15 protein-coding genes are annotated in these 14537 nt (G+C 51.7%); 10 read left to right on the top strand and 5 right to left on the bottom strand.

Features of this window, described 5'->3' with window-relative positions; genetic code table 11:
* The first annotated feature begins 18 nt into the window (after window positions 1-18).
* The 7 genes from Pan161_RS09280 (at window position 19) to Pan161_RS09250 (ending at window position 7260) form a co-directional block, all read left to right on the top strand.
* A complete protein-coding gene (locus tag Pan161_RS09280) occupies window positions 19-1164 on the top strand; it encodes a hypothetical protein (RefSeq protein WP_145226107.1) in 1146 nt (381 codons plus the stop codon).
* 86 nt (window positions 1165-1250) lie between these two features.
* Window positions 1251-1649, top strand: a complete 399-nt coding sequence (locus tag Pan161_RS09275) for a hypothetical protein (RefSeq protein WP_145226106.1) — start codon at window positions 1251-1253, stop codon at window positions 1647-1649.
* A gap of 56 nt (window positions 1650-1705) precedes the next feature.
* Window positions 1706-2368 carry a hypothetical protein gene (locus Pan161_RS09270; RefSeq protein ID WP_145226104.1) on the top strand — a complete coding sequence of 221 codons (663 nt, stop codon included), beginning with the start codon at window positions 1706-1708 and terminating at the stop codon, window positions 2366-2368.
* 118 nt (window positions 2369-2486) lie between these two features.
* Window positions 2487-2870, top strand: a complete 384-nt coding sequence (locus tag Pan161_RS09265) for a BlaI/MecI/CopY family transcriptional regulator (protein ID WP_145226102.1) — start codon at window positions 2487-2489, stop codon at window positions 2868-2870.
* A gap of 3 nt (window positions 2871-2873) precedes the next feature.
* Window positions 2874-4859 (top strand): M56 family metallopeptidase, encoded by a 1986-nt coding sequence (locus tag Pan161_RS09260; protein ID WP_145226100.1) that lies wholly within the window; start codon window positions 2874-2876, stop codon window positions 4857-4859.
* Window positions 4860-5268: 409 nt separating this feature from the next.
* Window positions 5269-6693, top strand: coding sequence for a cytochrome B6 (locus tag Pan161_RS09255; RefSeq protein ID WP_145226098.1), 1425 nt, complete (start codon window positions 5269-5271; stop codon window positions 6691-6693).
* Window positions 6694-7113: 420 nt separating this feature from the next.
* Window positions 7114-7260: a DUF3309 family protein gene (locus tag Pan161_RS09250; protein WP_145226096.1), complete on the top strand. Its 147-nt coding sequence runs from the start codon at window positions 7114-7116 to the stop codon at window positions 7258-7260.
* A 25-nt stretch (window positions 7261-7285) separates the two neighbouring features.
* On the opposite strand, the gene Pan161_RS09245 is transcribed toward Pan161_RS09250, so the two are convergent.
* Together Pan161_RS09245 and Pan161_RS09240 are read right to left on the bottom strand one after the other, a co-directional pair.
* Complete coding sequence (locus Pan161_RS09245) at window positions 7286-8704, bottom strand: sulfatase (RefSeq protein WP_145226094.1); 1419 nt, start codon at window positions 8702-8704, stop codon at window positions 7286-7288.
* Window positions 8705-8887: 183 nt separating this feature from the next.
* Window positions 8888-9583: a hypothetical protein gene (locus tag Pan161_RS09240; protein ID WP_145226092.1), complete on the bottom strand. Its 696-nt coding sequence runs from the start codon at window positions 9581-9583 to the stop codon at window positions 8888-8890.
* Between the two features lie 192 nt (window positions 9584-9775).
* On the opposite strand from Pan161_RS09240, the gene Pan161_RS09235 reads away from it, so the two are divergent.
* Together Pan161_RS09235 and Pan161_RS09230 are read left to right on the top strand one after the other, a co-directional pair.
* On the top strand, window positions 9776-10060 hold the full coding sequence (locus Pan161_RS09235) for a hypothetical protein (RefSeq protein WP_145226090.1): 285 nt from the start codon (window positions 9776-9778) through the stop codon (window positions 10058-10060).
* A gap of 77 nt (window positions 10061-10137) precedes the next feature.
* Entirely contained in the window at window positions 10138-10968 is an 831-nt protein-coding gene (locus Pan161_RS09230; RefSeq protein ID WP_145226088.1) for a hypothetical protein, read from the top strand.
* Window positions 10969-11065: 97 nt separating this feature from the next.
* Here the strand turns inward: Pan161_RS09230 and Pan161_RS09225 are convergent, their stop codons facing one another.
* The 3 genes from Pan161_RS09225 to Pan161_RS09215 all read right to left on the bottom strand — a co-directional run bounded on the left by Pan161_RS09225 (window position 11066) and on the right by Pan161_RS09215 (window position 12818).
* The gene (locus Pan161_RS09225; protein WP_145226086.1) at window positions 11066-11599 is read right to left on the bottom strand and encodes a hypothetical protein; all 534 of its coding nucleotides are present in this window, start codon (window positions 11597-11599) and stop codon (window positions 11066-11068) included.
* A 160-nt stretch (window positions 11600-11759) separates the two neighbouring features.
* Entirely contained in the window at window positions 11760-12209 is a 450-nt protein-coding gene (locus Pan161_RS09220; RefSeq protein ID WP_145226084.1) for a DoxX family protein, read from the bottom strand.
* Window positions 12210-12383: 174 nt separating this feature from the next.
* The gene (locus Pan161_RS09215; protein WP_197995796.1) at window positions 12384-12818 is read right to left on the bottom strand and encodes a cupin domain-containing protein; all 435 of its coding nucleotides are present in this window, start codon (window positions 12816-12818) and stop codon (window positions 12384-12386) included.
* 240 nt (window positions 12819-13058) lie between these two features.
* Here Pan161_RS09215 and Pan161_RS09210 point away from each other — a divergent pair, with 240 nt between their 5' ends.
* The gene (locus tag Pan161_RS09210) at window positions 13059-14537 is read left to right on the top strand and encodes an IS4 family transposase (protein ID WP_232103358.1); all 1479 of its coding nucleotides are present in this window, start codon (window positions 13059-13061) and stop codon (window positions 14535-14537) included.

Genomic DNA, 14537 nt, shown 5'->3' with positions numbered 1-14537 from the left:
GTCACCAGGAGAATCAACGTGCTGTTACAGAAGAATCTGACGAGAAATTCCTTACCACTCTCTCTTCTGATACTGATTCCAGTCCATGTATTCTCCGTCTCTGCTACAGGAGCGGAACCAGATAAACCCCGGGCGCAGGCTGAGTCGAAGGAACCTGCATCCGGGGGACAGCAGGTCGAAACATTGCAGGATCTGATTCGCCAGATCGAACGCAATGAGAAGTTCTATGTAGACCAGCAGCTCAAGCTGACACGCGTTTACGAGGATTATCCCAAGGCGGACGACCCGGATCAGCAGATTCGAAAACAGTGGGACTATTCACTCACTTTGCAGGGGCGGAAATTTCGACTGGAGAAGAAATCCCAAGGACGTTTAAAGGTGGGATATATTGGGAGAGTGAAAATTCCCAGGAATCGTCCCCAAAGCAGATATAGTGAGTCGGTATCACTTCAGGTTTATGATGGAACCACGTTTCGCAGTCTGCGAAAGCAAATTATGCCGACAACAGAGAAGACGAAACAAAATCAAGCTCAGAACAGGGGGCAGATTTCGGATGAGTACCCGAGCCTGACGAACCTGGTTCGGCCGCATATGTATCTGCTTGGTAGCGGATGCCCCCAGGTTCCTCTTTCAACATATATGAAAGGGATGCCAGCGGTATTGGCATACCCGAACCCATCGTATGTGACTCCCGGTTCGAAAATTGAAACTCAAATTTTAGAAGATCGTGAATTTCAGGGACTTCAATGCAAGAGAATTCTGATTGATGTCATTCTCTCCAACGGAACCCGCCATAACGGTTGGGAACTCTGGCTGGCTGTGGACAGAAATCTGCTGCCTGTGCGGAATTTGAGTTATACGTATCGCTGGTCAAAAGAGTCGCCTGTTGCGGAATCGACGGTCGATGAATGGCGGGAAGTCCAACCCGGCGTCTGGATACCTGTCAGGTTTCACACCGACCGATACGATTCGTTCGTGATCAAACGGGAAGGGAAACAGCAGCTTTCCTGGCGGGAAAAATTCCATGTCACCAGCATCTCGCTTGATCTGCAGCAACTGTCTGATACTGTTTTTTCGAGTCTTGATTTCCCAGCAGGAACTCGAGTTTATATCAAAGAAGAGGGAACCGTCACGGAACGCAAAGAAGAAAAAGCAGATCCCTGAAAAGGGGGGCTCATTTTTTCTCGAATCTCTCTGATAACTAGATGAAATGGTGTTCCCGAATTCTCATAGAAGGTAGTGATCTCTTGATGCGTCGCGAACAGAAGCAACCGAAATTACAGCAGACGGTTTCGATTCCGGAGGATTTCCGGGAATTCATGCAGCATGTGCATGAGTTGATTGAAACCGAAGATGAGTCAGCCCTGATGGAATCGGATGATCTGTTGCAATATGAAAGGGCTTATGGCGGTCTAATGGATGAGGGCTCTCGGGAATATGGATTTACCTATTTTCCCGAAACAAACGCTGTGTCAAACAGACGCCCCAAATGGGAACTCGAGCTGGATGCAGTTGACATTGCAAATATTTGTGAGGGTTCGAAGACGACATTCAAAGTCTGGGGATGTCAGAGTCCCGACTGTGAGTGCCTGTTTTCAAATCCGGAAGAGACCTGTTTTTACTGTGACTATGTTGATGAGGTGACTTAATTTGTGAGCAGCAGAAATGACAACGGTTGTCTGTTTACTGCTTAAAAGGTGAGAACATGACCAATCCGCAGTCTGCCCGGTGTGTTCAGGAATTAAAACTCGTCGCAAAATTATGGATCGGTGTCAAGGTTCTGGCATTTGTTTTTTATGCTGCCTTTTTCGCCTGGTATTATTTTACACCAGCCGGAAACACACATGTGCTAGTGCTTGGGGTGGGGGGAACGGCATTGTTCAGCCACCGGGCTACCAGATTTCTCGTTAAGTATGGCGAAAGTGTTCCGGAGTTCTGGAATCGCAAATTGATCGTTCCGTTCATCATTGTGCAACTGCTGACGTTTGCTGCTTATTTCACTCTGCTCCTGATGTTTGTCTTATCTACCACCCCCGATTATTTTCTGCTGGTGGCCTGGGGAATCGGAACCGCTGTTTTTGAATTCCTGGCGAATCGATTCCTGGACCAACGGCTTGCACGTCAACTGGGACTGACGATGGATCAGAAAACGGAAGCAATGAAGATCGGCGTGAATGTGCTGGCGTGGATGAGTTATCTGTTGTTGTTCTACTATTTAGCTGGTTCAAAAAATGTCCAGGTTCCGATGATGATAGCCTGTGTCCTGGGGGTGGCGTTGTTTCATTTCTTCGCCATTAAGCCGCTCATGGATAAAAAAACGCTGCTGCTTAATCGCCAGGATCAGAACGACGATCAGTCTGAGAGCTGATAATTTATGACTCTCTGTTTTATCATTCGCTAATAAATTAGCTTTTCGTATTGACACGTCCCGTAGAAACGCTAATAATTTAGCGTATCAGTTTTAAAGTCCATTCAGGGAACGGGAAATGTCACAGCACATCGAACTCAGCAGGCGGGAACGCCAGATTATGGATTCGATCTATTCGCGCGGGGAAGCGACGGTGCTGGAGATCCAGAGTGATCTGCCGAACGCCCCGACACCGACCGCGATTCGGACCATGCTGCGTATCCTGATGGAAAAGACCATCGTGCGCAGGCACAAGCAGGGACGCGAGTTTGTGTACGCACCCACGTCGCCACGACGACCCGAAGGGACGAAAGCGCTGAAGCATGTGATCCAGACTTTCTTTGATGGTTCGTTCAAACAGGCTTTGGCGGCGCAGCTGACCAGTGGCGACGATACGCTGACCGACGACGAATTGCGTGAGATGGTCAAACTAATCAAAGCAGCACGAGAAAAGGGAAATTAAGCGATGGCAACAGAATTGAATCTCATTACGTTGTTTGGGCAGCCCGATTTCCTGCTGGACCTGATGATCAAGTCGACTGCGATACTGGTTGCCGCCTTCCTGATAACGCGACTGCTGCGACAGGCGAGCGCCTCCGTCCGGCATTCTGTCTGGGGCGTCGCGCTTCTGGCGGTACTTGCTTTGCCGGTAATCAATGTGTGTCTGCCGAAATGGACGATGGGAGCGTTTTCCCAGCCGCAGGCGAACGCTGCGAACCAGATTCCATCATTGCCTGCAACCGAACCGGTTGATTATCCTGCACAGTCTGCTCTGACAAGCGTTTCGGCCAGACTACCTCAGATTCCCTCTGCGGCCGCACTCGCAGCTCAGAACCGTGTTCAACGCAGTGATTCGGTAGTGACAATTTCTAACCTTTCACAGTCGATGCAGTGGTTGAGCCTGTGCTGGTTAACAGGAGTCGCGTTGATGTGTCTCCGGCTGGCGATGATGCCGGTTCGTCTTTGGTCTGTTCGTCGGCAGTGTGAAATGGTGTCGGAGGGACGGTTGTTTGAACTGCTGCAGACCTGTCGCGAAACGCTGGGTTGTGCGCAGCCCGTTACCTTGCTGGTGAAAGAAGAGTGGACGATGCCGATGACCTGGGGCATGCTGCGTGCATCGATCCTGCTGCCGCGCGAAGCAGAGCAGTGGTCAGAGCAGGATGTCCGTTGTGCGCTATTGCATGAGCTGGCGCATGTCTCGCGTCGTGATTGCCTGTTGCAACTGTTTGTGCAACTGACGTGTGCAGTCTACTGGTTTAACCCACTGGTCTGGTTCGCCGCCCGCTGTGTGTATTTCGAACGGGAACGTGCCTGCGATGATATTGTCTTACAAAATGGAACACGGGCTTCCGACTACGCCGACCAACTGTTGCAGGTAGTCTCGCGATTTCAGGCAAGTCGCAGGCTGAAGTATCTGGCTGTCTCGATGGCGTCGCGCAATGGGTTTGCAGAGCGGCTGCAGGCGATTCTCCAGGAGACCCAGGATCGACGCCCGGTCCGTCTGCGGACCATGGTCACACTGGCAATCACGTTTATCGGCTTGACCGGCCTGTTGGGAGTCTTTCAGGTGGCGTTCAACGGGTCCGCCTACGCGCAACAGCGCAGTACAAATCAGGCTGCCGAGCAGCAATCTAATCCAGAGTCTCTCAAGCAAACATCTCAAGCCAAACCGCCAGTGACGAAAGATGCGCCTTCCGTTGCCGTGAAGCCGGTTCCCTCAGCGCTTCTGAATTCGCAAAATTCACAGCTGCCGAAACAAGTGTCCCGACAGGAGTCACTCCCCTTACAGCCGAAGCGAAATGAATTGAAGCCGCTCCCTGACGCATCTGTTCCAGGAACATTGAAGAATGGAGCACATCCGGATCTGAGTCAGAACCGAAATCGGCCGGCGGTACGGTCATTGAACATCGTGTTTGCCCACGATCCGGGACTCGGAAACTATGATGGCATCGTGGGGCGGCCCAGTGATGTCTGGAACTCGGTGGATATCGGGACGACCGCCGTCGACTATATGCGTTATAGCGATGCGACTCCCAGCACAGCCCGACTGCGTGTGACCCGCCACGATGGGGAGTGGGGCATTCAAGGGCAGAGCGGGATCTTCCATGGTTATATTTATCACAATTGTCGCTGTGTGGATCTGGAAACTAAAGTCCTTGATCTTCCGGCGGGCAAATACAAAATCTATGTCTTCGCTCATGGCGATGCGCCCGATCAGCATGCGGAGATTGAACTGAAAGTCGGCAAGCGGGTGGTCGGTAAAAAAGCGACCGCCAATGATGACACGTGGGAATATCGCACACAGCCTTACCGCGAAGGCCTGCAGTATGTGAGTTTTAATTTCAAAAAGAGGGCGGGCGAAGAAGTGACGCTCATCAGCCATCGGGGGCCCAGCGGGTATTCGATGTTCAATGCGATTCAAATTGTACCGCTGACTGAGGCAGGGAAATAGCCGCAGACGATTAAAATTCCTACCTTCCGTCCGTTCCGCAGAGAGGAATCAGCAGGGACCGTGCGAGGTCTATTCTCCTGGCTTGAAAACCACCACGCTGATCGGAAATCTTCCGCATCGGGGATTCCCCTACCGCTCCTATGGTAAAATCTGCTTTCTGGCTTGCGAAATTATTCGGTACAATAGCGTGTTGTGGATGGATGTGTCTGCGCTTTCTTGTTCACCCTCTCTCGGTTTGGCATAACATCTGCTCTTACTTCAAGCTGCCGCGACAGGAAAACGATTGTCTCTGCTTGAGGAATTCTCGGGTCGGTTAGCTCTGCGCCCGTTTGGTTCAATATACCGAACGGGAAGGGGTGATTGTTGAATCAGCATTAACAGAAAATCGCCAGGAAAAAGGAACAAAACAATGCGACGTAAGCGATTGAGTAAATTATTGATGCTCAGCTTAATGACCGGGGTGCTTTGCACTTCTTTTGCACCCGCTTTGAAGTCACAGGAGGCAGACAAGGCAAAACCGAAACTGCCCGATCAGACATATATGCCAGTAGTCAAAGAGAAGCCTCTTGAAGAGGTTATGCAGGCGGATGTAGAGAAAAAACCGAAGTTGATGCAGCGTCAGGAAAATCTGTTTCAAAATCGCTATGACATGAGCGATCAACCCTCTGAAACCATGATGTCCGGCGGTCGTAAAGCGGTGCAGGAGGGAGTACGCGTGAAATTGCCCGAAGGCGTAACCTGGGAACAACTCTCGGCGGCGACCCCCGAACGTATTAAAGAGACCGATACCTTTCCGTATGGCTTCCGTCCTTTGCCGCACGCCAATCATCCGGTCGGAGGGCAGGTCTTTCCCAAGAATCAGATTGATGCGATCCAGAAGCTGGAAAACCGCGATCTGTCCCGTTTTGATGTGGATTTCGATCTGCCCGATCACTTGACCCCTGAATTTCCACCGCCGATCTTTCTTTCCAATCGTCCCGACCTGGGAGATATTTCGCAAGGACAGGTGCTGTCGATCAAAAATTATTACAAACTGTTGAAAGGGAAAGTGACTCCCGTGCAGATGGAAGGCATGCGTCTGTTGCTGACGCCGTTCCCGCAACAGCAGTTTAACCAGACAGAAGACCGCAAAGTGAAAGAAGCAAGTTTAGGGGTGACCTGCCTGGACTGTCATGTGAACGGTCATACGAATGCGGCCTTTCATTTAAATCCTGATACCCGACCTCAAGCCGCTCGTTTTCGGATTGACACCGTCAGTCTGCGAGGCATGTTCAATCAACAGATACATGGCTCAAAGCGATCGTTACGGAGCGTCGAAGATTTCAGTGAGTTTGAACAACGAACCGCCTATTTCGATGGCGACCATGTGATTGCCGCCAAGAAAGGCGTGCATCTTCCTGATCGCAGCGACGCCGTCGCGATGATGGCACAGATGCAGAATATGCTTGATTTTCCCCCGGCTCCCAAGCTGGATGTCTTCGGGAAACTGGTTCCTGAAAAAGCCACCGAACTGGAACTGCAGGGACAGAAGGTCTTCTTTGGCAAAGGCCGTTGTGCCGAATGTCATCCGGCGCCGTTCTATCTGGACGATAAAATGCATGATCTGCATCTGGAGCGTTTCTACAAGACTGAAATGATTAGTGATCAGTACAATATGCCCGATGGTCCGATTAAAACTTTCACACTGCGTGGGATTAAAGATTCTCCCCCGTATCATCATGACGGCCGTCTGATGACGCTGGCGGATACGGTGGAGTTCTTTAACCTGGTACTGCAAACCGATCTGACGGAGCAGGAAAAGCAGGCCCTGGTCGCATTTATGAAATGCTTATAGCGGAATTGGCCGGAACGGATCTGAACATATTCGTTCCACTGGCTGGGGCCTTCTGTTCAGACCCGGGAAACAGAAACAATCTGTTTCCCGGGTTCTTTTTAAATAAAGGTGTCAGGAACCTTAAATTTATGGTTCCTGACACCTTTTTTGCTTTTTTTTTGCTTTGGCTGAGTCGGTTTGTCTGCCAGGCTGGTTTGTGATCGCTCATCTTACGGTGGATTCAAGGATCGCGGAGCCCGCTGATTTAGGAAAACAGACGATGGGAGTGTTAATAAGCCCTTTAAAGACAGGGTTCTCATTGAATGTGAGAAAAATAATGCCGGAAGAGGTTTACTGGCATACAAACTGCATTTACCAGTAATCGTCAAGTCTGACAAATTTTAAACAATTCAATGAGATATACATCTAAGGAGTGAAGTCATGTTAGAGACAATTTTATTAGTCATCCTGATTCTGTTTCTGCTCGGAGCCTTACCTACGTGGGGCTACAGTCGTAACTGGGGTTACGGGCCCAGTGGAGGTATCGGATTGATTTTAATTATCGTTCTGATTCTGATTTTAATATAAAGCAGTTTACCCTCCATAAATGCCGTTATGGCTTCTGCTTGCTTTTGCCGGGCTTTCGGTTACGGCCTTTGAGCTGGTTTAACTGTGCGGACAACTCTTTGACGGCGTCGGCCTGCTGTGCGGAAACGTTAACGTTCTCCAGTGGGTCGGTGCTGTAGTCGTAAAGCATCTGTGAGACCAGCTTGCCTTTGGGAAGCGTGTACTCGGAATAACGGAGCGTATCGGTGCGAATCGTGTCGCCGTTTCTATAACGGCTGACAGCGGCCTGTTTCCATTCTGCTTTAGAGTCTTTCATCAGGGCAACGAAGCTTTGCCCTTTCAGGTGTTTCGGCTGCGGGATGCCGGCCAGATCGCAGAGCGTGGGGTAAATGTCGATTGATTCGATAAGAGGGGTGCGACGCTCCCCTCCTTTAATACCCGGTGCCCGCACGATCAGCGGGATGTGCAGCGAACTTTCATAGCAACTATGTTTGCACCAGAGCGTGTGGTCTCCCAGGTTCCAGCCATGATCACCCCAGAGAACGACGATGGTATTGTCGCTCAATTTCAAACGATCGAGTTCCGCCAGCAGCTTACCAATCTGCGCGTCGGTGTAGCTTACGCAGGCGTAGTAACCGTGAATCAGATTGCGGGCGGTTTCCTCAGAGACTGGTCCCTTCGCGGGGATGTCAGCGTAGGCTCGCAGTTCGCCGAATTTGTGAATTGATTCTTTTGGTGCGTCCTGCGGTACTTTGTAATTGTCGGGCAACTGGATCTTGTCGTGGTCGTACAGATCCCAGTATTTCTGTGGTGCGATGAAGGGCAGGTGTGGCTTGAAGAATCCGACCGCCAGGAAAAAAGGCTGTTCCTGCTTTTTGAGCTGTTGTAGTTCTTCAACAGCTTTCTCTGCCAGCACGCCATCCATGTAGGCGTTATCGGGGACGTCGGCTGATTCCCAGGCGGGGCCTTTTTTCTTGTTACCCAGTTTCTGTCGTGCGGCGTGCTTTTCCTGATTTTCCGGTCGCTGATACCATTGCACCCCTTTCGGTCGCCACGCCGGTTCCGACCAGCCCTGCTTGTTGTCGGCGGGGTGATGGAAGATTTTACCCAGCGAGGCCGTGTAGTAGCCATTCTGTTTGAACTGCGTATTCATGGTCGTCGCTTTGGGCGCATCGCGTTCGGCCCAGGCGAGAAAGTTGACAAAGCGATTCCGCGAAGGGCGGATGCCTGTCATCAGACTGGCCCGCGAAGCACCACAGGTGGGCACCATGCAGAACGCCCGCTCGAACAGTACACTGCTCTCCGCCAGCTTGTCGATATTTGGCGAATGAATGTGCTGCTTACCATAACATGCCAGTTCAGGCCGCAAGTCATCCACGGCGATAAACAGGACGTTGGGTCTCTCCGCAGCGAATATCGGAGCGGTACAGAACAGCGCAAACAGCAGCAGACTCAAGCGGTACATTATCAGTGGTCCTTGAAATCGAGTGCAGGATTTAAGGGGGACGCGACATTTCTGTCAGCGAACCGGAGTTCTATTCTGTGTCAGTATATCAGTCGTCCCAGGGGGAGTCTTGTTTTACCTGAGAGTGGGGGCCGAAAAATGTGACTTTTCGCTGGCATTTTTTTATGCCCAACTGATTGCTGATTATCGCTGTTGTTGAACAGACCAGCGGGTAAAACAATAGCCACGTTCGTTTCTTCGATGAGACTCCTCCAGCGGGTACAGGCCTGGCGGGACATCGCTGACGGCGATAGATGCGTTGACATGGTTGGGGTAGTATTCCATGATTCTATAGAGTGATTCATTCGCAGCGAAGCCGGCGACGTTCAGAAAGAGTGAGGATGGTTGTTCATGGGGGATGATGCGCCCGGTGTAATCACCGCCGACGTGGATGCGTGCGGAAGGGGATCCGGTTTTCAGCACTCCTGAAAAATCAGAGTCGATCCAGGCTTTGGTCGAACCGGCTGACTGCAGCGTGCCTTCGAGGCGGCCTCCAATAAATGCATGGCAGAAGTTATCTGCTCTGATATAACCGTCTGGTCTGACATCGCCGGTAATGATGATTTCGGAGAAGCCGTTGACATCCAGGGTGGAGTACAGATTGCCGCAGACAATAATCGTGCCCCCTTCCGGAGCCGAGACTTGATGGAGACAGTCCCCTTCGATGATGAGGGCTTGTTTTTCTTCGAGGAAGATGGCACCCGAGTCGCCCGCCCGCTGCAGCCAGGGATCGCTTTCCTTTTCGCCGCGCTGCCAGTATTCCAGCGAGCGCTGGAACGCCATATTCATGACCACATCCGCATGGGCAACACGAACCTGTATTTCAGTAGAGACGGGCATGGTGTGAGACGCCATAATAAGTACAAGACGTAAGAGTGGATTTAAGAACGAACATTTTCTAAATGTAGTGTGTCATAAAATGGATTATGATATTTTCCAGATTTGAGAATAGAATGTCAAAGTGAATTGTCCTTGAAGTATATCATAGATCGAGCTCATTGTTTCAATTTGAGAGAACTCTCGGACTCAACGATGTCAGAAGAAATATTGCGGCGGCGCATCAAGCTTGCTGACCATCATCAGCCAACCGGAAAGACCCGTCACTATTTCGGGGCGGCAGCCGAAGAAATGATGCCGCCAGCGGAACTGAAAATTGTCCAATATCCTCATTCGCCCGGTTTCTACCTCTTGTATTGTGACCCGTATGGGGTTGAGATGACAGATACATTCCATGAAGCCATCGAAAAAGCCGTCGCTCAAGCCGAGTGGGAGTTCCGAGTACGTGAAGACGAATGGGAAGTCATTTCGCGAATGTAGTGCAGTTATGGAGCGAAAAAATCCATGTCTGTTCTTTAATCTGGGTGATTGTGATAGATCGGGAGTCTAACCTGAGAATGAAAACAATTCATCGAGTATCATTCACTCCTGAGCTCTGGCAGCTTGAACAGCTTCGTGATCTGGGTCTTGATGTTGAAGGCTCACAAAGTTCTCTTGTACGGCTGGTGGCATTTGATATTGAAGAATCACATCCAGCCTGGCCTGAAGTAGCGTCACTCATCAAAGACTGGAAGATGGGCGATGTGATTATGATGAAGTTTACCAGAAGTGAATTGAATCAAGCCCGTTCATTGCGGATGCAATCAGACTGGTATCACGGTTACCCCCAGCCTGATGATGACTTGGGATACCTCTCCACCAGCTTTGATCTCTCTGAATATTGTGAGAAATGTGGGATTGGTAAACGGCAGGTCGCTCCCATTCAAATGAAACATGAACCCAAATGGGGGAGAAAAAATATTTTGCAACTGCATTGGTTGTATGATGAGTTTTTTGTTATTCCTGATGTATGGGAGAGTGTATTCCAAACATCAGGCGTTGGTTGCCAGCCGGTCATCCAGTATAAGACCGGTCAAGTCTTACAGTCGGTAGTACAACTGGATCTCAAAGCGTCCGGGAAATCTGGCCTGCGACTCTCGAAAGATCAGCCCTGTGAAACTTGTGTCAGTTGTGGTCGCACAAAATATCTGTCGATCAACAAGGGGCTGTTTCCCGCTTTAACAGAACCGCCCGCCGGTCCCATTCTGAAAACACAAGAGTATTTTGGGAGTGGTGCATCTGCCTGGAAGGCGATCATTGTTTCGAGTGAGCTGTGTCAGAATATCAGAGATCACAAATTGAACGGAGTTAGGTTCATTCCCTGTGAGCAGCATATGGGAACCAACTAAAGTGTCAGGTCCAAAAGATACTGGACCTGACACCGGTTGCTATCTGTTCTCATCAATCCTGAAGCAGGTTCGCTGTTGCGGTAACCTGTTTCCGGCTTTACCAGCGGCGGTACGAACCGTAATAGCTGCCGCCATAACAGCCGCCACCATATCCTCCATAACCGCCGCGCCCTGTGCTGGCGTAGCTGGGGATGAACTGATCGAAGTAGGGGCCGAGCGGATTGCCTCCTGGGGGTGGTCTGAAGATGACGCCGCCGTCAGGTAGAGACTCAATCATAGGCGGATTTTCCGGAACAGGCTCCAGCCCAGGCTCAGCGGGAACCTGTGAAGTGTAGGAACTCATCTGCAGTGTCGGCGTAATGTCCTTCATTGGCCTGGAGCGTTTCCAGACGCCGTTCTGATGGATCAGCCATTGTCCCGCTACGGCTTCAAACATCCAGTGACCGTTGTGGAAGTGGTAACGCGCCCGGGTCGCGTCGTCGTAATTCAGATGCGCGGTCCCTTCACGGACGATGGGATCCAACTGGATGGCGTCACTGGCTTGGGAACCCGGTTCCGCAGCGGACAGGAGCAGGGGGCTGATTGCCAGTGCCACTGCGGCAGTCAATACTTTCATTCCAAGGCCTCTCATTTGCATTCTCCTCTCTGGTTGATTGAGTAAACAGTCATTCCTGAACAGCGACCTCCATTATAGTCACGGTCAGATTGATCAGAGAAGCAAAATAGCGATTTCAGGGGAAATATGTCAGGGAACCGAAAGGCCGAAATTTTTACTGTCTATGTCGAAAATCTTACTTCATTACAGTCGCCGGTTGCACCTGCGGGTGTGTGGCGAGCATAAATGCAGCGGCGGAGGCGGTCCAGACGGAGAAGGAGAGGGGGCCTTCGGGGCCGGTGCCAAATGTCATGGCCAGGGCGAAGGTGAGGAGTAACAGGCTGCTGGCGTATGCGACATAGCGTAGATGAAAGCCGATGATGAGACCGATCGCCAGCAGGACCTCCAGGATCGTGGCCGTCCAGGCGAAGGGAAGGATCAGCGGTTCGGGTAAAAACCAGAGCAGCAGTCGCGTGTATTCGACGAACGGGGGAAAGCTGCCCCAGGCAACTTCACCGGTTCCGGTTGTACCCCACAAACCGAAACGGTCGGCGACGGCGGAGAGGAAAGACGCCGCCAGAGCCAGACGAACGAAACAGAGGGCGAGTCGAGTGAGGCGGTTGTGTCCAGGAGCAGGGGAGTTCACGGTGCTGCTTTCTGTGGATCATTTACAAATTTCGTGTGGTTTCGTGGTTTTCGTGGTAGTTGATTTCCCGGCTTCAGTCATCAGGAGGTAGGTTTGGTTGATGCCAATTTCGTAATACAACCGGGAAGGCCCTGCGGCTAATGTGTGTGCGACGGTTAAATTTATGATGCTTTTTTATTGGGGTTCGGGGATCACCAGTTGTTTGGCGTCGGAGGGATGCACCATGGTGACGATGAAGCGGGTTCGTTTGTGAGGATCGGGGTTGCGGCCGATGCGGTGCAGGACCATCACAGGTTCGAAAAAAGTATCGCCGGCTTGGAAGGTCTGCAGGGGACCGTCGCCGACCTGAAATTCGAAGGTGCCTTCAAGGATATAACCGGAGACGGAACCGGGATGCCGATGCGGGGGACTGCCTGCGAGGGGATCGAGGGTGACTTCCAGCAGGGTGGCCGTCATGCTTTTGCCGTTCTGTTGCAGTTTGAGTTCATCCGCGCGCAGGATTTTGACGTGGACCTTCGGTTCTGCTGCACCTGCTGCAAACGTGAATGCAGCAAGGCAGCAAAAGCCACTGAAGAACAAGGTTACTTTGAATAAAATCTGTTGTTGCACTGTTATATTCCTTTGGCTGTATTCGTAAATGGTTCCTGACACGAATGGCACTGCCGGTGTTTTTTTGCTTTGAGTATGCGCAACGGTTCCCATGTGACATCGTCACATGCTTGATTTTCTGATTTTTTTGCCAGTTCGCTGGAAATTGTGTTTGGCAAAACGTCTCCTGGCATTATGCTGCGTTCTGGCAGGGCCTTCCTTGGGTTGGTGTGGGCAAAACATTTGACCAAGGAAGGTCCTATGCCATTTATATCATCTTCCCGAGTGAATGCAGCATCATTTTCTCTTTTCAAACGTTCGATGATGCAGGAGAGCAGCCTGCCGCTAGCCGACGTCCTTGACGATCAACGCTGGCAGCAGGTGTTTGACGAACACGAAATCGACTTTGGCAATGACCCCGATGTCATTTACACACCGGCAATCACTCTCTGGGCGTTAATCTCTCAGGTGTTCTTTTCCGGCGAGCAACGCAGCTGTAAGGCAGCCGTCATTCGTGTTGCCAGCTTATGGGCGGCACTGGGGCGACGGGTCTGCAGTACGAATACCGGTGCTTACTGTCGCGCGCGACTCAAACTATCCTTTACCGTCATCCGCGATCTCGTCCAGCAACTTGCCGCGGATGCCGAAGCGGCCTGTGACCAGAACTGTGTCCAGTCTCGAGAGCAGTCAACGGCGCGCCTCAGTCCTTCCAGCGTCGCCGATGTGAAATCACGGAGTACCGGCGGTCGCATTCTGCTCGTTGACGGCTTCACCATCACGGCCGCCGATACCCCTGAGAATCAGCGGGCCTATCCGCAGAACCCGGCTCAGAAACCGGGGCTCGGGTTCCCCGTTCTCCGCTGCGTTTCTCTGATCTCGATGACCACCGGACTGCTGGTCGATCTGGTGAGCGGGCCTTACAGCGGTAAAGGGAGTGGCGAAACGGCCCTGCTTTGGCAAATGCTCGATGCACTCCGGCCGGGTGATATTCTGGTGGCTGACTCGTATTACTGCACGTACTGGCTGGTGAGTGCGTGCCATGCGCGGGGCGTTCAGATCCTGATGAAGAACCATCACCTGCGTGACAATCATCCACAAACCGCACGTCGACTGAACAAGCGAGAGCGCCTGGTGACATGGTTACGTCCCCCCGTCCGTCCTGCCTGGATGACCCGTCAGGAATTCTGGCGACAACCGCTGACACTCACTCTGCGGCTGGTCGATGTGCAGATCAGTCAGCCGGGGTATCGCGCCAAAACATTTACGATTGCCACCACCATCACAGATCGGAAAGCATGCCCGGCGCGCTGGATCGCCGCCGTGTATCAGAGCCGCTGGCTGATCGAACTGGACATTCGCAGTATCAAGTGCTCGCTGGGGATGGATATCCTGCGGGCGAAGTCTCCGGCCATGGTGCTCACCGAACTCTGGTCATGTCTGCTGGCGTACAATCTGATTCGATTGAAGATGCTGCAGAGTAGCCTGGCGACAGGCCGTGATCCCCGTTCACTCTCGTTTACTACCACGCAACAGATGCTGGCTGCGAATTGGTTGCTGGGCGCGGTTACAAAAACGACTGAGGAATTAGCCACACTCGGACAGCAGGTCCCCTGCAGCGAACGTGTAGGGCATCGCATCGGCCGAACAGAACCCAGAGCCAATAAACGCCGAACCAAAGTGCTGGCTTTGCTGAAGCAACCAAGATACCATTACCATCAACAAAGAAAAGCAACTGTATGA

The sequence above is a fragment of the Gimesia algae genome (assembly GCF_007746795.1).
Classification (GTDB): Bacteria; Planctomycetota; Planctomycetia; order Planctomycetales; family Planctomycetaceae; genus Gimesia; species Gimesia algae.
The sequence above is the reverse complement of the archived record's forward strand: the minus strand, read 5'-3'. Positions and strand labels throughout refer to the sequence as shown.